At 63.8% G+C, this 18,388-nt stretch carries 13 protein-coding genes; 6 read left to right on the forward strand and 7 right to left on the reverse strand.

What is annotated here, in order from left to right:
• Positions 1–62: 62 nt before the first annotated feature.
• Positions 63–2,579: a TonB-dependent receptor gene (locus ACYU7Q_RS16905; protein ID WP_460610621.1), complete on the reverse strand. Its 2,517-nt coding sequence runs from the start codon at positions 2,577–2,579 to the stop codon at positions 63–65.
• A 397-nt stretch (positions 2,580–2,976) separates the two neighbouring features.
• On the opposite strand from ACYU7Q_RS16905, the gene ACYU7Q_RS16910 reads away from it, so the two are divergent.
• A complete protein-coding gene (locus tag ACYU7Q_RS16910) occupies positions 2,977–4,008 on the forward strand; it encodes a LacI family DNA-binding transcriptional regulator (protein ID WP_460610622.1) in 1,032 nt (343 codons plus the stop codon).
• A gap of 70 nt (positions 4,009–4,078) precedes the next feature.
• On the opposite strand, the gene ACYU7Q_RS16915 is transcribed toward ACYU7Q_RS16910, so the two are convergent.
• From ACYU7Q_RS16915 to uvrA, 6 genes are all read right to left on the reverse strand, one after another.
• A complete protein-coding gene (locus tag ACYU7Q_RS16915; protein ID WP_460610623.1) occupies positions 4,079–5,851 on the reverse strand; it encodes a T9SS type A sorting domain-containing protein in 1,773 nt (590 codons plus the stop codon).
• Positions 5,852–6,085: 234 nt separating this feature from the next.
• Positions 6,086–6,916, reverse strand: coding sequence for a 50S ribosomal protein L11 methyltransferase (gene prmA / locus ACYU7Q_RS16920; protein ID WP_460610624.1), 831 nt, complete (start codon positions 6,914–6,916; stop codon positions 6,086–6,088).
• A gap of 50 nt (positions 6,917–6,966) precedes the next feature.
• On the reverse strand, positions 6,967–7,317 hold the full coding sequence (locus ACYU7Q_RS16925; protein WP_460610625.1) for a DUF6150 family protein: 351 nt from the start codon (positions 7,315–7,317) through the stop codon (positions 6,967–6,969).
• 106 nt (positions 7,318–7,423) lie between these two features.
• A complete protein-coding gene (gene tpiA / locus ACYU7Q_RS16930; RefSeq protein WP_460610626.1) occupies positions 7,424–8,188 on the reverse strand; it encodes a triose-phosphate isomerase family protein in 765 nt (254 codons plus the stop codon).
• An 87-nt stretch (positions 8,189–8,275) separates the two neighbouring features.
• Positions 8,276–9,157: a hypothetical protein gene (locus tag ACYU7Q_RS16935; RefSeq protein ID WP_460610627.1), complete on the reverse strand. Its 882-nt coding sequence runs from the start codon at positions 9,155–9,157 to the stop codon at positions 8,276–8,278.
• Between the two features lie 190 nt (positions 9,158–9,347).
• Positions 9,348–12,191 carry an excinuclease ABC subunit UvrA gene (gene uvrA / locus ACYU7Q_RS16940; protein ID WP_460610628.1) on the reverse strand — a complete coding sequence of 948 codons (2,844 nt, stop codon included), beginning with the start codon at positions 12,189–12,191 and terminating at the stop codon, positions 9,348–9,350.
• A 168-nt stretch (positions 12,192–12,359) separates the two neighbouring features.
• On the opposite strand from uvrA, the gene ACYU7Q_RS16945 reads away from it, so the two are divergent.
• The 5 genes from ACYU7Q_RS16945 (at position 12,360) to ACYU7Q_RS16965 (ending at position 18,381) form a co-directional block, all read left to right on the forward strand.
• Positions 12,360–13,757 carry an alpha/beta hydrolase family protein gene (locus tag ACYU7Q_RS16945; protein ID WP_460610629.1) on the forward strand — a complete coding sequence of 466 codons (1,398 nt, stop codon included), beginning with the start codon at positions 12,360–12,362 and terminating at the stop codon, positions 13,755–13,757.
• A gap of 180 nt (positions 13,758–13,937) precedes the next feature.
• Positions 13,938–15,422, forward strand: a complete 1,485-nt coding sequence (locus ACYU7Q_RS16950) for an alpha/beta hydrolase family protein (RefSeq protein WP_460610630.1) — start codon at positions 13,938–13,940, stop codon at positions 15,420–15,422.
• Between the two features lie 110 nt (positions 15,423–15,532).
• Positions 15,533–16,585, forward strand: a complete 1,053-nt coding sequence (locus ACYU7Q_RS16955) for a ComEA family DNA-binding protein (RefSeq protein WP_460610631.1) — start codon at positions 15,533–15,535, stop codon at positions 16,583–16,585.
• Between the two features lie 158 nt (positions 16,586–16,743).
• Positions 16,744–17,385, forward strand: a complete 642-nt coding sequence (locus tag ACYU7Q_RS16960; RefSeq protein WP_460610632.1) for a (2Fe-2S)-binding protein — start codon at positions 16,744–16,746, stop codon at positions 17,383–17,385.
• Positions 17,386–17,394: 9 nt separating this feature from the next.
• Positions 17,395–18,381 (forward strand): FAD binding domain-containing protein, encoded by a 987-nt coding sequence (locus tag ACYU7Q_RS16965; protein ID WP_460610633.1) that lies wholly within the window; start codon positions 17,395–17,397, stop codon positions 18,379–18,381.
• Positions 18,382–18,388 lie beyond the last annotated feature (7 nt).

Raw genomic sequence — 18,388 nt, forward strand, 5'->3', positions numbered from 1 at the left:
ATTGAAGCTGGTGAGCTTGGGCAGATGCTGCCGCAACTCAACGGCGTGCCCCCGACCTCGGCTTATTTCCCTTTCACGGTGAGTGTGCCGCTGCCCAGAGCGGGCGCGCCGTCGAGGCTCAGGCCCTCGGCCGTGGCTTGGAAGGTGCCGCTGCCGTCGGCGGTGAAGAAGTGCAGCTCGGCCTCGCCTTTGGCGTTGGTGCGCACGATGGGGTTCCAGTAAAGGGTGCTGGTGCGTGGGTCGGCGGGCGGGTTGGTGAGCAGCGCATTGTAGCGGGGCTGGTAAAACTCGCGCGCCTCGGCAAAGCCGGGCATCTTCACAATGGCAATGCCCGGCGCGGGGCCTTTATCGGCACCTTTATAGTTGGGGTCGGCGCGCTTGGTATAAATGGCAATGACGCCGCCGCTGCTGCCAAAGATGGCCCCTTCCGCTCCCTTGAATATTTCGACCGACTCGACATCCGTAGCTGGAATGGAGGAGATGACGTCAATGTCAACCTTCATCCCATCCAAGATAAACTGCGGTGAGCCGGAACCCCGGATTTGCGCCGTCATATCCGGTGGGTTGCCGCTGATGACGAGGCCCGCCACCCGGCCCTGCAGCACTTGCAGTAGGTTCTGGGCCGATTGCGCCGAGGGTATTTCGCTAAAGTCGACCACCGTGCCGCCCGTGGCCCCGTAGAGGCGGCGTGGGTCATCGGCGGGCACTTTCAGGCGCTTGGCCGTCACGGCCACGTTGCCCAGGTTGATGTTGCGAATGGCCTTGTCGGGGTGCAGGTCGAGGTCGGCGGCCTGGGCCTGGCGGCTACGGCGCACAAAGGCCGCCACGCCCGCCGGGGCCGCCGCCAGCGAGGGCAATGGCGGCAGCACCTGGGCGGGCACGGCAGGGCCATCATCGGGCCGGATTAGCACGTTGCTACCGCCCTGCGCCCGCCGTGCCTGGAGGGTGATGATGGCCGTATCGCGCACCGGAAAGCCGGTGAAGCTGAAGCGGCCCGTGCCGTCGGTGGTGGCGGTGGTGATGTTTTTGGAAGGCCGTGTTTGCAGGAAAGTAAGCTGGCTGTTGGGCACGGGCCGGTTGCCGTGTTCGCTCACCACCTGGCCCACCAGCGTAAGGTCGTGCTCGGGCGGGAAGCGCACCACCGGTGGCTGGCCGGCCAGCACCTGCTTCCACACAAAGCGCCGCCAGCCCTGGGTTAGCAGCAGGTCGTCGAGGGCCTGATTGGTGCCGGCCGAGGGGCTGCGGAAGTAGTAGCCTGGGTTCTCCACGTAGCCCACCAGGTCGGAGGTCAGCAGCAGGTTCGAGGCGATGGTTTCGGCGTTGGGGTCGAGGGCGCTGAGCCCGGCATCGCTCACGCCAAGCGAGAAGTTGGCGGCCACCGGCTGGCCGGCGGCATCGGTCACGCGCACGGCCAGCTGCACCGGCGCGTGCGGCCCGTAGCTGGGCTGGTCGGGGGTAATGGCAATGCGCAGCCCGGCCGCCCCGTTCTGGGCAAAAGCCAGCCGCTCGCACTGCGGCGTGCCCTGCGCATCAAACAAGGTGAAGTGCACGATGCCGTTCGGGTAGCTCTTCTTGGGCATCCGCCAGGAGGCGGGCGCATCGGCGGCTAGGGTGCGGGCACCCGGGTAGGCCACCACGCCGCGCGCCTGGGTCATGAGCAGCACGGGGCCGGGGGCGGGCGCGCCGCCCGGGCCCCGGTAGCGGGCCTCTACCAGGAAGTTTTCGCCGCCGTCCACTACGTGCAGGGTGTAGCCGCTGGACTGCACGGCGGGCAGCGGGTAGTCGGCGGTACTGCCGTCGGGCAGGGTGAGGTGGGCGTGGTAGCGCTGGCCGGTGCCGGGCACAAAGGCAAAGCGCCCCATGCCCGCGTGCCGGCTGCTGAAGGACGGCACCACCACAGCATTCTTCTCATTCAGAATCTGGCCGCGCACATCGAGGCCCCGGCCGCTGGCATCGGTGGCTTTGCAGGCCACCACGGCGGGCAGCCCCTCCACGAGGTAGCCGCCCTCGGGCAGAAACTGCACGTCGGGGCGGGCGGCAGCAGCCGCCCGGGCGCGGGCAAAGGCAGTGGTGGGCGCGGCGACCGTGCGGGGTTCCTGCGGGCCAATGGGCGAGGCCGGCCACACGCTCAGCCGGCGGCTGTACACGAACTCGTCGCCGGCGTTACGCATCCAGTTGGTGTAGGCGCGCAGCACGTAGGTGCCGGCAGCCAGGGTGTCGGCAATGTCGAGGTCACCGGCGGCGCGGCCGCCCTGCAGGCGCAGGGTGCGGCGGGCCACCACCTGGCGCTCGGGCGAGAGCAAATCGACGTGCAGTACCTGGTTGAGCGAGTCGAGCCGATGGGCCGAGGCATCCACCACGTAGGCGCTGAACCAAATGGTTTCGCCGGTGCCGTACACCGGCCGGTCGAGGTGCAGGTATACTTTTTCCTGCCGGGCCACCGTATAGAACTCGGCCAGCTGCCGGGCAATGCGTGGCAGCAACCCGTCCTCGGGCGGGCGCAGCCGAAACGCGGTGAGGCCAATGGCTGCGGCCAGCCCGGCGGCCAGCACTCCTTTTTGCACACGCACTACTCTCATGGTTGAATTCAGTCGAAAAACTACCGGCCCCCACTCCCGGGCCGGGCGCTAGATTACCGCACAAAGATGGCGACGGCATGAAGCGCAGCCTACTTTTCGGGCTGGTTTTGGGCAGAGCCTTCCGCATCAGGCGCATTACGACCGGGCTTTTCACAGCACCTTAGCCGGAAATTTGGTACGCTTGTTATAGATTTGACCTGCTGAAGATTTCCTGAGTGCCTCCCGGCGGCGGCCACCACGCCCATTCGTTGGCAGCCAAGGCAGGGGCGGGCAGGTGGGCAAGCCCTGTGCTGGCCCAATCAGGGAACCATTCGGTCCCCCAATCCGGTAGTTAGCCCAGGGCCAATGGCCCCGGCGGCTGCGACCGATACTTGAACTTCCTTACCACCCTACGCGCTTGGACCCCGTCACCATCAAGGATATTGCGCACGCCCTGAACCTGTCGACTTCGACGGTATCGCGGGCCTTGCGCGACAGCTACGAAATCAGCCCCGAAACCAAGCGGCTGGTGATGGAATACGCCGAGCGCCTCAACTACCGTCCCAACCCCATTGCCCTCAGCCTGAAGGGCAGCAGCAGCAAGGCCATCGCCGTCATCGTGCCCCAGATTGCGAACAACTTCTTTTCGCAGGCCATCAACGGCATTGAGGCCATTGCCTACAACCGCGGCTACCACGTCATCATTTTCCAGACCCACGAAAGCTACGAGCGCGAGGTGGCCAACGTGCAGCAGGCCGTATCGCGCCGCGTCGATGGGCTCTTGCTTTCGCTTTCCAGTGAAACCTCCGACGTGAAGCACCTCAAGGCGCTGGTCGACCAGGGCATGCCGCTGGTGCTGTTCGACCGCGTGGCGGCCGGGCTCGACGTGACCCAGGTAGTAGCCGACAACTTTGGCGGGGCCTACGCCGCCACCTCGCACCTGCTGCAAACCGGCCGGCGGCGCATTGCCCACCTCACCATTCCGCTCTACCTCAGCATTGCGCAGGAGCGGCTGGCCGGCTACCGCGCCGCCCTGGAGCAGTACGGCGTGCCCTTCGATGAAAATCTGGTGCGCTACGGCACCTTCGGCCCCGACGAGGCCGGCACCCTTGTCGACGAGTTGCTGGCGCTGTCGTCACCCCCCGATGCCTTTTTCACGGCCAGCGACCGGCTGGCTCTGGGCTGCCTGGGTGCCCTGCGCCAGCGCGGCATCGACGTACCCGGCGAGGTAGCCCTGCTCAGCTTCACCAACTCGCAGTCGGCCCATCTCCTGAACCCGCCGCTGAGCACCGTGACCCAGCCGGCTCAGGAAATCGGCCAGCTCGCCGCCGAGCGCCTCATCGAGCTCATCGAGCGCAAGCACAAAAGCACCGGCCCCAGCGTGATGAAGCTGCCCACCACGCTGGTGGTGCGCGAGTCGTCGAGGCCGCTGCCCAAGCTGGTAAAATAGAAATCCAACACCATAGAAAAGGCCTGCTGAATATTCAGCAGGCCTTTTCTATATCAATTTTATGCAGCGCCTACTCGTGCGCGCATTTGGCGGTGAGGCTCACGTTGGCATCGGTGTACACCAGCAGGTAGTTGCCTTTGGCCAGATTGCCGAGGCTCACCGGTGTGGAAACACCGCCCACGGCGGGCGTGAGCGTGGCCACGCGCTGGCCCACGAAGTTGTAGACCGTGAGGCGGGCTGCCGCGCCGGCACGGGGGTGCTCCACGGTCAACTGCTCGGCGGCGGGATTCGGGAACACGTGCAGAGGCTCCAGCACCGCGCCGGTGGGCTTGGTAGCCGTTGCCACGGCCACGAGGCCGTTGAGGTAGTTTTCGAGGTTGGTGTAGCCGTTGGCGGCAATGGCCTGGCGGTCGGCGGCGTTGTTGGGGTTCAGGCCGTGGGTGGTTTCGTAGTCGTCGGTCATGCCGTCGTGGTCCGAGTCGGCGGGCGCAGGGCCGCAGGTGAGCGTGGGCCAGGCCCCCTGCGAGGTAGCGATGGGCGTGTGGGCCGGGAAGCCACCCTGCACGTCAATCAGGCCGCCGGTGCGGTTCTGCACCTCCGTGATGATGCGCTGGTCAACGGCATCGCGCACGGGCAGAATGCAGCCCACGCCTTGCAGCACCGAAGCGTAGGCATCGGTAGCCGACTGCGTATTGAGGGGTGCGACGTTGAACGGCACGTTGACTTTTGATTGCACGGTATCGGCCAGGGTGCCGCCCTGCATGGTGGCCCCACGCCAGTTGCGGGCGGTCACGAGGGCACTGCCATCCACGTAGTTGCCCGTCATGTAAATCTGGGCATAGGGCAGCAGCGGCGCGGTGGTTTGCTTGTAGGGGTTCACCGTTTTGGAGTGGCTGCTGGTCGAAGGCCCCCACTTGTAGTAGTTGTTCACGATGTTGTAGTTGCCCCCCTCGCCGCCGTACACGTTGTTCGAGCCCCAGTCGTAGATGACGTTGTTGCGAAAATCGCAGTTCTCGGAGCCGATGGCCGCGCCGTAGCGGGTGCCGTTCCAGCGCGGCGCGCGGCTGTTGACGTGGGCAAACAAATTATGGTGAAACGAGGCCCGCCGCCCGCCCCAGATGCCGCCGTAGCCGTGGTTCTCGTAGTCCGGGTCGCCGGTTTCGAAGTGGTAAGAGTAATTCAGCGGCTCCGAAATGAGGTTCCATTGCAGGGTCATCGAATCGGTGGCCGCACCGTAGAAGGTGAAGGCTTCGTCCTCGCTCCAGCTCATCGTGCAGTGGTCCACCACAATATTCTTGTGGTCGATGCTATCGAACGCATCCTCGTCGCCGTTGCCATTCGCTTTCCCAATGCCCGTCTGTTGCGGGTACCGGTCACCGAGGCGGAAGCGCACGAACCGCACGATGACGTTGTCGCCGGTCACCTGCACCTGACGGTCGGCCAGGCAGATGCCGTCGCCGGGCGCGGTCTGGCCCGCGATGGTGGTGTTGCGCGGAATGCTCAGGCGCGCCGTGAGGTGAATGGTGCCGCACACCCGAAATACAACGGTGCGGTACGGAGCCGCGGTGGCCGGCTGGCTCAGCGCGTAGCGCAGCGTGCCCGGCGTGTTGGTATCGGCCAGGCTCGTCACCTCATACACCGTGGTGGGCGTGGCTGCCCGGCCCCGGCCGCCGCTCGTGAACCGCCCTGCCCCTTCCACGCCGGGAAAGGACAGCTGCTGGGCCTGCGCCGGCGCACTAGCGGCCAGGCCGGCCACCGTGCCCACAAGGCCCAGGCCAACCCGCGCCACTGACCGGCCGGCGGCAAAACGAAGCGAAGAAAATGGAGCGGAGAATAAAGTCATTGCGGGAAATTTGGGGTCCGGTGGAGGAATAGCTTAGGCCGCGCCGCGCCGCAACAGAAGCGGCAGCCCGGCAATTCGGTATGATAATATTACGCCCGCAATGGCCCGTAATATGCCGCCAAGGCCCTTTTTATTCGCGCAATCGTTGCCGGGAACGATGTCGCCCGCCCCGCCCAAACGCAGCACGTCCTGCTTCGGGACCGAAGCAGGACGTGCCTTCATTCTACCCTCATGCTATTCCTTCTCAAACACCGCCGACACCCAGCTGCGCAGCGTGCGGTGGCGCTGGTAGCGCAGGCCATGCTTGCTAGCCTCGGCCTGGATTTTGGGCAGGTCTTCCTCGTAGAAGCCGCTGAACAGGATGGGCCGGCCGCTGGGCAGCAGGCGGGCGTACTCGTGCATGTCTTCCAGCAGCACGTTGCGGTTGATGTTGGCCAAGATGAGGTCGAAGGGCTCCTCGTTGGCGAGGGTTTCCACGCCGCCCAGGCGGCATTCAATGCCGTGGCAGTTGTTTTCGGCGGCATTGTCGCGGGCGTTTTCCACGGTCCAGGGCTCGGTGTCCACGGCCAGGACCTGGCGGGCGCCCAGCATTTCGGCCATGATGGCCAGAATACCGGTGCCGGTGCCCATGTCCAGCACACGCAGGCCTTTATGGTCCACATCAAGCTGGTTCTCAATCATCAGGGCCGTGGTTTCGTGGTGGCCCGTGCCGAACGACATACGCGGCATTATCACAATGTCGTAGTCGACGCCGGCCGGCTCGGGGTGGAATGGCGCGCGCACTGATACCCGCTCGGCAATGATGAGGGGTTGGAAATTCTTCTCCCACTCGGCATTCCAGTTCTGGCGGGTGATGACGCGGTGCGAATGGTTCAGTTCGCCCTGGCCCTCGTAGCGGCTCATGATTTCGGCCACCGCGTCGGGGTTGAAAATGTCTTCGGTGGTGTAGGCCTTGAAGCCGTCGTCGGTGTCCTCAAAGGTGTCAAAGCCCACTTCGGCCAGCTCGGCCACCAGAATGTCGGCCAGCTCGCGCGGAGCTTCAACGGTCAGTTCAATAAAATCCACTTGGTTGAATTAGGAGTTATAAATCATAGGGGGTTAACCCGTAACCTTCTTTAGTTGGTTTTGCAGCCCGCAAAGGAGCGCACCGTGGTGTAGTGAATACTGAAATCGGCGCGGCTGCGGTCCGTCACCACCAGCAGCACGTAGTCGGCAAAGTCGCGGGCGGGCGCATCGGCCCACAGGCCGGCTTTATCGGCAAACAGCTTGTTGTTCTCCTTGAAAACCAGCACATCGGCAAAGGCTTCTTCCGGCTCTACGTACACCGTGCCATAGCAGTAGCTGCGCCGGCCGGGGTCGGTTTCGAGGTACACCGAGCCGAAGATTTTGCAGGGCTCCAGCGGTCCGGCGGCCGGGCTTTCGGCAGGCAACAAGGCCAGTAAGAGGGTGAGAATGAAGGAGAGCATTCGGGAAGGGTTGAGTTTTGAAGGTTGAGGGTTGAGCGTGGGATGTCAAATGCAATGCCGCGTTGCGCGTTCAACCCAACACTCAACCCTAAAATTTCAACCCTGCTTAAAACGACTGAATAATCGTGGTGAAGTCCGCGGCTTTCAGGGCCGCGCCGCCGATGAGGCCGCCGTCCACATCAGGCTGCGAGAACAGTTCCTTCGCATTCTGCGCGTTGGCCGAGCCGCCGTAGAGAATGGTGGTACCGAGGGCGGCCTGGGCGTCGTAGGCGCGGGCAATCTGCTCGCGGATGAAGGCGTGCACTTCCTGCGCCTGGGCGCTGGTGGCGGTGCGGCCCGTGCCGATGGCCCAGATGGGCTCGTAGGCAATGACAACCTGGGCAAACTCCTCGTTGCTGAGGTGGAACAGGCCATCAGTGAGCTGCTTGCCGATGTAGTTGAACGTCTCGTCGGCCTCGCGGGTGTCCAACGACTCGCCCACGCAGAAGATGGGCTTGAGGCCGGCGGCCAGGGCGGCTTTCAGCTTCTGGCCCAGCAACTCGTCGTCCTCGCGGAAATACTGGCGGCGCTCCGAGTGACCCAGAATCACGTATTCGCAGCCCACCGAGGCCAGCATTTTGGCCGAAACTTCGCCGGTGAAGGCCCCGCTTTCTTTCTGGTGGCAGTTCTGGGCCCCGAGGTGGAAATTGGAAGCCTTGGGCAGCTGCTGCCCCACGCCGTGCAGGAACGGGAACGGCGGGCAAATCACGACCGTGGGCGCATTGGCCGCGCCAGTTTCGCCGGCCAGGCGGGTGATGTCTCCTACCAGGGCCAGGGCCTCGGGGTAGGTCAGGTTCATTTTCCAGTTGCCGGCAACAAGTTTTTGGCGCATAATCGAGCGGGTCAGGTAAGGGGGTTGGGACTAGCCACAAAGCTACGGGCCAAACCGCCGGCTGCGTACCCGCCCCGCGCCATGCAGCTACTCGGTGGCGCGCATGGCGTTGCGGGCGGCAATTTCGGCCTCGGCGGCGGCGGCGGCTTCGTCGCGCAGCTGCCAGGGCGTTTTGCGGCCGCCCAGCCGCGAAAGCACGAAGCCCGCAATGGCCACCAACGCAGCGCCAATCAGCGCGGCCCAACCCAGTTCGGGCACCTCGCGCAGCCGCACCACCCACACGGCCACCAGCGCCCAGGCCACCACCAGCGGAAACACCATGTCGCGGAACACCCGGCTCATAATCAACCCCAACGCCACTACTACCACAATCAGCCCCAGCGTAAGCGTCACCGAAGCGCCTTCGGCCGTTTGCCAGCCCAACTGGCGCAGCCCGATGGTGATGTTAATGACCGAGGCCACCGAAATCCAGCCCAGGTACAGCGACAGCGGCACGCCCGCCAGCGCCGGGGCCGCATCGACAAAAATGCGCCGCCGCGCCCGTCCGTACGCCACTATCAGGCAGGCGAGAATGAGCAGCATCACGCCCAAACTGGGCAGAATCAGCTCATAAGCAAACAAAACCACCCAGGCACCGGTGGCAATGCTGGCCAGCGTGAGCGGCTTGGCCAGGGCATCGGGCAGCGAGATGTGCCGCTGCGCGGGCAGCAATTGCCACACCGAATAGATGATGAGGGCCAGAAAAATCAGCCCCCAGATGCTGAATGCATAGCCCGCCGGCGTGAGCAGCGTGGGGTATTTGGCCGAAACCATGCCCATCGTTTGCCCGGCAAACGGGTGGGTATTGGAATAATAGTTGAGGGCAATGTTGCCGGCGATGGCCAAAGCCGTTAGCCAGCGCCACAGCCGGCCCGTGCCCGACCGATTAGCGGCAGCGTAGTGGTCCGGGGGCGTTGTAGCGGTGGGCATAAATCATGGGGGTGGGGTGAGGCGGGCGGCGAACTTACGTATTATTCCTTACGCAGGGTTCTACGTTTTTTAGCCCACTCCGACTCATGCCCGCCAGTTAGCAGCCAGCGCCTTGCCGACCAACGCGTTGGCAGGCATTTGCCTAATAATATGGCCCAACTGTTAAATACAGTTGGGCCATATTAGTGCCTCAGGACACCTTTTCCGCCAGGAAGCGGGCCGTGTGGTTGGTATCCTTCAGCTTCACCATGTCTTCGGGGGTGCCCTCGAAGAGCAGGTGGCCGCCGTTGAGGCCGCCTTCGGGGCCGAGGTCAATAATCCAGTCGGCACACTTGATGATGTCGACGTTGTGCTCGATGATGAGGACCGAGTTGCCCTGCTCGATGAGCGCATTCAGCGCGCCCAGCAGCTTGGCAATGTCGTGGAAGTGCAGGCCGGTGCTGGGCTCATCGAAAATGAACAGAATTTTATCCTGCTGCAGCGTCGCGCCTTTGGTGAGGAACGAGGCCAGTTTCACGCGCTGGGCCTCGCCGCCGCTCAGCGTGTTGGCCGACTGCCCGAGGCGGATGTAGCCCAGGCCCACGTCTTCGAGCGGCTTGAGGCGCTCGGCCACTTTGGGCTGAGTTTTGAAAAATTGTACGGCATCGGAAACCGTCATTTCCAGCACCTCGTCAATGCCTTTGTCCTGGAATTTGATTTCCAGAATGTCCTGCTTGAACTTGTGACCGCCGCAGCCTTCGCAGGTGAGGTAAATGTCGGCCATGAACTGCATCTCGATTTTCACCTGGCCTTCGCCCTGGCATACTTCGCAGCGCCCGCCTTCTACGTTAAACGAAAAGTGCGACGGCTTTAAGCCCCGCGCCTTGGCCAGCGGCTGTTCCGAAAACAGCGTCCGGATGGCATCGTAGGCCTTCACGTAGGTGACGGGGTTGGAGCGCGACGACTTGCCGATGGGGTTCTGGTCCACAAACTCGACGTGCGACACCTGCCCGTTCACGCCCGTCAGGCGGTCGAACTTGCCGGTGCTTTCGCCCGCGCCACCGCCCAACATTTTCATCAGGGCCGGGGCCAGGATGCGCTTGATGAGCGTGGACTTGCCCGAGCCCGACACGCCCGTTACCACCGTCATCACGCCCAGCGGCAGCTTCACGCTCACGTTTTTGAGGTTGTTTTCGCGGGCTCCGGTCAGCTCCAGGGCGTTGCGCCAGGGGCGGCGCACTTTGGGCACGGGCACTTCCATGCGGCCGCTCAGGTATTGGCCGGTGTAGGTTTCGGTATCCTGGAGCAATTTCTCCATGGTGCCCTGGAACATCAGGTTGCCGCCGCCGCTGCCGGCCTCGGGGCCGATGTCGATAATCTGGTCGGCGGCCTCCATCATCTTCTCCTCGTGCTCCACCACCACCACGGTGTTGCCCAGCTGCTGCAACGAGCGCAGAACGCCGATAAGCTGCTCGGCATCCTTGGGGTGCAGGCCGATTGAGGGTTCATCCAACACGTACATCGAGCCCACCAGCGCCGAGCCCAGCGAGGTAGCCAGCGAAATGCGCTGGCTCTCGCCGCCGCTCAGCGTATTGCTCAAGCGGTTCAGAGTCAGATACCCCAGCCCTACGCGGTTGAGGTAGCCGAGTCGGTTGGTAATTTCCGTCACCAGCCGTTCGGCCACTTTGGCGTCGTGTTCGCTCAGGCTCATGTTCTCAAAGAACTTTAACGCTTCCGAGATGGGCAGCAGCACGATGTCGGCAATATTCTTCCCGTCAATTCGCACGTACTGAGCGTCTTTGCGCAGGCGGGTACCACGGCAGTCGGGACAGGTGGTTCGGCCCCGGTAGCGGCTTTGCAGCACGCGGTACTGGATTTTGTGGGTCTGCTCGCTCACCCATTTGAAGTAGGAATCGAGGCCTTGGAAGTACTTGTTGCCGGTCCAGAGCAGGCGCTGCTCGGCCTGGCTGAGGTCATTATAGGGGCGGTGAATGGGGAAGTCGAAGCGGATGCCGTTTTTCAGCAGCGGCTTCAGCCACTCGCCCTGCTTCTCGGTGCGCCAGGGCGCGATGGCGCCTTCGTACACCGTCAGGCTCTTGTCCGGAATCACCAAATCCTCGTCGATGCCCAGCACCGAGCCGAAGCCCTCGCAGGTCTGGCACGCGCCGTAAGGGTTGTTGAAGGAAAAGAAGTTGACGCTGGGCTCCTCGAAGGTGATGCCGTCCAGCTCGAATTTGTCGGAGAAAGTCCGAACGTCGTCGCCGTTTAAATGCACCACGCAGGTGCCGTGGCCCTCGAAAAATGCGGTTTGCACCGAGTCCGACAGGCGGAACAGCAGGTCCTCATCATCCGGCCGCAGCACAGCGCGGTCCACCATGATGTACACCTCGCCTTTCACCTCGGGCTGGCCCTCCCCTATCAGGTCCTCAATCTGGGAAGTCACGCCATCAACCACCACGCGGCTGTAGCCTTTTTGCAGCAGCAAATCCAGCTCCTTGCTCATGGCGCGGGTCTTGTCGGGGCGGTGCAGCGGGGCCAGAATCATGGCCCGGGTCCCCTCGGGCTGGGCAGCCAGAAAATCGACCACATCGGCCACATTATCCTTGCGCACCTGCTCGCCGCTCACCGGCGAAAACGTCTTGCCCACCCGCGCAAACAGCAGTTTGAGGTAGTCGTAAATCTCGGTGCTGGTGCCCACCGTTGAGCGGTTGTTCTTGATGCTGACCTTCTGCTCGATGGCAATGGCCGGCGAAATGCCCCGGATGTAGTCCACGTCGGGCTTGTCCATGCGGCCCAGAAACTGGCGGGCGTAGCTGCTCAGGCTTTCCACGTACATCCGCTGGCCCTCAGCATAAAGCGTATCGAAGGCAAGGCTGGATTTGCCCGAGCCCGAGAGGCCCGTGACAACGATGAACTGGTTGCGCGGCAGGGCCACGCTGAGGTTTTTGAGGTTGTGAACCCGGGCGTTTTTGATGAGAATAAATTCGCGGGGGTCGAGATTATCAATGGCGTTGTCGGCGGGGGCCGAAACCTGCAAAGCGTCTTTTTTGGGCATAAACGAACTAACAGCGGAGAGGGGCCGGAAGGTTTCGGCCCAAAGCAATTGCTTGCTGCTACGAAGGTACGGGCGGGCACGAAGGCAGGAATAAATTGTTTTTCCATAATTAGAAATTTGTCTAATTATCTTCGTAACATTGCGTCATCACTCTTCAGCCCGCTTGTCATGCCCACGCTTACCCGCTTTTTCCTCGGCACGGCCTCTGCCGCGCTGCTCACTGCCACCAGCGCCTGCGCCCAGGCCGCCCGGCCCAGCCTTACCGGCGACTGGGCGGGCACGCTCGGGCCGCTGGAATTCACCGCCCACCTCACCGACCCGGCCGGTGGGCCACGCACGGCCACGCTGGATATTCCGGCCCAGCACGCCAATGGGCTGGTAATGCAGTTCACCGCGCCAGCCGACAGCGTATACCTGCGCCTGCGCCAGCCGGCCGCGCAGTTCGCTGGCCGCCGCTCGGCCGACGGCCAGCGACTAGAAGGTGAGTGGCAGCAGGGCCTGCGCTCGTTTCCGCTCACGCTCAGCCGCGCCGCCGCTGGCACGGCCAAGCCCGCTGTCGCCCCGCGTCCCCAAACGCCGCAACCGCCTTTCCCCTACCAGTCGGCCGAGGTAACCTTTAAGAATGAGAAGGCCGGCATCACGCTGGCCGGCACCTATACCGTGCCCGCCGACAAAGGCCCGTTTCCGGCCGTGGTGCTGCTCACCGGCTCCGGGCCGGAGGACCGCAACGAAACCATCCTCGGCCACCAGCCCTTCGCCGTTCTGGCCGACTACCTCACCCGCCACGGCATCGCCGTACTCCGCTTCGACGACCGCGGCGTGGGCCAGAGCGGCGGCACGCTGGCCGGCACCACCAGCGCCGACTACACCACCGATGCCCAGGCCGCGCTGGCGTGGTTGCGTGCCCAGCCCGGCATCTGCAAAAACCAGGTGGGTTTGATTGGCCACAGCCAGGGCGGCACGGCGGCCATTGGGGCCGCAATTCAGCCCGCGGGGCCGGATTTTCTGGTGCTGCTGGCCTCACCGGCGCTGCCGGGCGATGAGCTGATTGTGCAGCAGTCGCTGGCCCTGGCGCGCCTGCAAACCTCGGACGCGGCCCAGCTGGCTACCACTGAAAAGCTCCAGCGCGCCATGACGCAGATTGTGCAGCAGAACCCCGACAATACCCAAGCCCGCACCAAGCTGCTGGCTTATTATAATGGCATCAATCCGCAGCTGGCCGTCCAGGCCGAGCCGCAGTTGGCCATGCTGACCTCGCCCGACTACCGCCACCTGCTGGCCGACCGCCCCGCCCAAACGCTGGCCAAGGTCAAGTGCCCCGTGCTGGCCCTCGGCGGCAGCAAGGACCAGCAGGTGCCCGCGCCCGCCAACCTGGCCGCCACCGCCGCCGGCCTGAAAACCGCCGGCAACCGCGACGTGACCACCAAAGAATTGCCCGGCCTCAACCACCTGTTTCAGACCGCGCCCACCGGCAGCCCGGCCGAGTACGGCACCATCGAAGAGACGTTTTCGCCGAGTGCGCTGGCCGTGATGGGCGACTGGATTACGCTGCATACCAAGAAATAACATCTCCGCTACCTTCTGCTTATCCCCTTACCCAACGGCCGCTTCGCAAGAGCGGCCGTTGGCATTAGCGCCCGAGCCAATAAGTAGAAAATGGCAATTGCGATAAAAAACATTTGTTGTACTTTTCAACCCTCATTTGCCTTCTAACTGCCGCATCTGCCTTTTTTATATTCTGATTCCATGATAAGATTATTATTCACTACGCTGGTTTTTCTGGGTTTAATAATACAGGCCCCGGCCGACGCAACGGCTGCGGTGCCGGTACCCACCCCGCTCAACGGCCAATGGAAAGGCCCGTTGAAGCTGCTCGGCGGCGAAATTTCCATCATCATCACCATCGTGCCGCTCACCAATGGCACTTATTACGCCGCCCTCGATGCGCCCCAGCAGCGCATCAGCCGCATGCCAGTGGATGTGCAGCTAAAGGACGACAACCTGACCCTGCGCATCGAGCAGGCCGGCAGCAGCTTTGTGGGCAAGGTGCTGGAGGACGGGGCCACCCTGAGTGGAACCTGGAAGCAGCCCGGCCTGACGGCTCCCATGGTGCTCACGCGGGCGGCAGCCTCCACGCAGGCCGTCACCAAGTTCAAGGCCACGCCGCCCTACCGCGAATCCGACGTCACGTTCACCAACCCCGTTACCAAAAACCGACTGGGCGGCACGCTCACCATTCCGGCCGGCGAGGGGCCGTTTGCGGGCGTGGTGCTGCTGTCCGACTCCGGCCCGCAAACCCGCGACGTGGAGGTGAACGGCTACCGCATGTTTGGCCAGCTGGCCGACTACCTCACCCGCCACGGCATCGCCGTGCTGCGCTTCGACGACCGCGGCGTGGGCAAATCGACTGGCAGCTACGCCAGCGCCACCACCGCCGATTTCGTGACCGATGCGCAGGCGGCCATGGCTTTTCTGCGCACTCAGCCGTTGGTGGCCGCCCACCGCGTGGGCCTGCTCGGCCACGGCGAAGGGGCCAACGTGGCCCTGCTGGCCGCTGCTGCGCCGGGCCGGGCGCCGGCTTTTGTGGTTTCGCTGGCTGGCTATGGGCAGCTGGGAAATGAGGTGCTGCGCCGCCAGCAGGGCGAAATCATGCGCCTGATTGGGGCCGACCCGTCGCAGGTGAAGGCCGCCCAGGACGTGTACCAGCGCACGGTGGACGTCATCCGGCAGACGCCCGACAACGCGGTAGCCCGGCCCAAAGTGGCTTCGCTGCTGCTGGGGGCCAACATGGGCATCGACGCCAACATGGCCCGTGCCCGCGCCGTGCAGCTCACCTCGCCGTGGTCGCGCTACTTCTTCGATTTCGACCCGCAGGCTAAGCTATCCAACGTGCAATGCGCGGTGCTGCTGCTCAACGGTACTGCCGATTTGCAGGTCTCGGCTAAGCGCAACATGGTGCCGCTCTACAAGGCGCTGCGCCACGCCAAGCGCACGGTGGCCGAATACAAGCTCGACGGCATTAACCACTTATTCCAGCCCGCCCCGGCCCAGTGGCCGATGATAAACGGCGTACAGCAAGCTGTTTTCTCGCCCGAAGGCCTGAAAATCATCTACGCCTGGGTGGCCCAGGAAACCCGCCCGCCCGGCGGGCCGCTGCCCGTGACGGTGAAGCGGCCCGCCACCCAGCGCAAGGCCACCCGCACACCCAGCCTCAGCCGGGCCCGCAGCTAACTGGCTCGATATTTCGGCGTTAGCGCCCTTTTGCCTATACTTGCCCTCGCAAGCCAGGCTGCCTTTCCGTGTCCGGTGGTTTGCGACTCTTTCGCTCGCTCTTCTACCCAATGGCTGCTCTACCCCCGCCGCGCCCGGACCGGTCCTGGCTCAATTCACGTCCCATTCGCTGGGTTCGCCACTATTTTGGCTATTCGCGGGGCGAAGCACGCGGCATGGTGAGCATTTTGCTCCTGATGCTGGGCTTCATCATCGCGCCCATGCTCCTGCGCCCGGAGCTGCCGCAGTACCTGCCCGATGCCGACCAAAAAGGCCTGAACGAGTTGGCCGCGCAACTCAAGGAGCACCGCGCCACCGACCAGAGCTACGCCAGCCGCTACCCCAAGCGCGAATACAAGAAGTTTGAGCGCAGCAGCTCGCGCTACCCCATCGTGCCGCGGGTGCGGCTCACGCCCTTCGACCCCAACGCCCTCACGGCCGAAGGCTGGGAAGCACGCGGGGTGCCGCACTTCGTGGCCGCGCGAATTGAGAAATACCGCGCGGCGTCCGGCGGCTTCAAGGCGAAAGCCCAAATCAGAAAAATGTATGGGCTGGAAGATTCCGTGTACCAGCGGCTGGCCCCGTTCATGCAACTGCCCGACGAAGCGCCCAAGCGCGACTATGCCGCCAACAAGCCCGGCCCGGATGGTAAATTCCCGCCTTTCGCCAGCGCCGACGGCGCGCCCACCAAGTTCGCCCGCAAGCCGCGCAGCCTGCAGCCCTTCGACCTGAACACGGCCGATACCACGCAGCTGATGCAGATTCGCGGCATCGGCGCGGGCCGCGCCAAGTGGGTGGTGAAGTACCGCAACCAGCTCGGCGGCTACCTGCGCGAAGACCAGCTGGACGAGGTTTTTGTATTGAAAGACGCTCCGGATTTACGCGACAGCCTGAAGAAATACACCTTCGTCGCACCCGGCTACGCCCCCAAGACGGTGAATGTGAACACCGCCAGCTTCGATGAAATGTACCTGCAGCCCTACATCGGCAAGCCCCGGGCGCGCCTCATCGTGGCCTACCGGCAGCAGCACGGCCCCTTCAAAACAGTGGATGAGTTGAAGCAGATTCCCATTCTGAAGCCCGCCGATTGGGAGAAGATGCGGCCCTACCTGCGTTGCGAGTAAGCCCCGTTTCCACTATAATATTAGTGAGGTAATAAGTAACTTTAGGAATGAGATGTAACGTACTATTCGGTTGAGCCAACCAATAGGACGCCCACGCCGCCAGCCTAACCAATAGCTGCCGAAGCGGTTAGCAACACATTCCTCTTACTTCCCTTGCCATGACGGATAATTTCACGCCCGATGCGGCCGCGCTGCCCGACGGCCCGGCCCCGAACGACGGCCGCCGCTCGTTTATCAAACAGGCCACCGGCCTGCTGGGCCTGGCGCTGGCCCCGCCCCTCGTCAGCCAGGCCGAGCGGCTCACCGCCATGTCTAAGAAAGTGGAGGGTGTGAGCGAGATGCGCCTCAAGGTGAACGGCACGCTGCGTACCATTCAGGCCGAGCCGCGGGTGACGTTGCTCGACGCCCTGCGCGAGCGCCTCGACCTTACCGGCTCCAAAAAAGGCTGCGACCACGGCCAGTGCGGCGCCTGCACCGTGCTGGTGGACGGCCGCCGCGTGAACAGCTGCCTCACCCTGGCCGTGATGGTGCAGGGCAAGGAAATCACCACCGTGGAGGGCCTCGCCAAGGGCGAAGAGTTGCACCCGCTGCAGGCTGCTTTCATCGAGCACGACGGCTTCCAATGCGGCTACTGCACGCCGGGCCAGCTCATGTCGGGCGTGGCCTGCCTGAAAGAAGGCCACGCCAAAACCGACGCCGACGTGCGCGAATGGATGAGCGGCAACCTCTGCCGTTGCGGGGCTTACCCCAACATTGTGGCCGCCATCCGGCAGGTCGAGCAAAGCGGTTTCAAGTCTTAGGGTTTCGCTATGAATAACTTCACCTACCTCCAGGCCACGCAGGCGAAAGACGCCACCGCGGCCGTGCGCGACGATAAGAATGCCGCCTTCATCGCCGGCGGCACCACGCTGCTCGATTTGATGAAGCTGAATGTGGAAAACCACGACCAGCTGGTGGATATCAACATGCTCGCCTTCAAAGGCATCGAGCAAACGGCCGACGGCCTGCGCATTGGCGCGCTGGAGCGCATGAGCGACGTGGGCGAACACCCGCTGGTGGTGCAAAACTACCCGGTGGTGTCGCAGTCGTTGCTACTGGCGGCCTCGCCGCAGCTACGCAACATGGCCAGCATCGGCGGCAATCTGTTGCAACGCACGCGTTGCGGCTACTTCCGCGACACGGCCTTTCCATGCAACAAGCGCGAGCCCGGCTCCGGCTGCCCGGCGCAGGATGGCGAAAACCGCAACCTCGCCATCCTCGGCACCAGCAAATCCTGCATTGCCACCTTCCCCGGCGACCTCGCCGTGGCCCTCGCCGCCCTCGACGCCGTGCTGCTGCTCGAAAACGCCAAGGGCAAACAGCGCCGCGTGCCGCTGGTCGATTTCCACCTGATGCCCGGCAATACGCCCCAGAAGGAAACCGTGCTGGAACCCGGCGAGTTGATTGTTTCGGTGACGATTCCGGCCGCCGCGCACGCCCGCAAGTCGCTGTACCTGAAAGTGCGCGGCCGGACTTCCTACGCCTACGCACTGGCCTCGGCCGCTGTGGGGCTCGATGTGCAATCTGGCACCATTCGCTCGGCGCGGGTGGCGCTGGGCGGCGTGGGCACCAAGCCCTGGCGCTCGGTGGCGGCTGAGAAAATCCTGACCGGTGCACCGGCCACCGAAGCCACGTTCCGGGCCGCGGCGGCCGCCGCCGTGCGCGACGCCCAGCCGCGCGAGCAAAACCGCTTCAAAGTAGAGCTGGCCCAGAATACGCTGGTGCGCGCCCTTACCGATGTGGCCGCCAAATCCTAATCTTCCC

The organism is Hymenobacter terrigena (assembly GCF_054776515.1).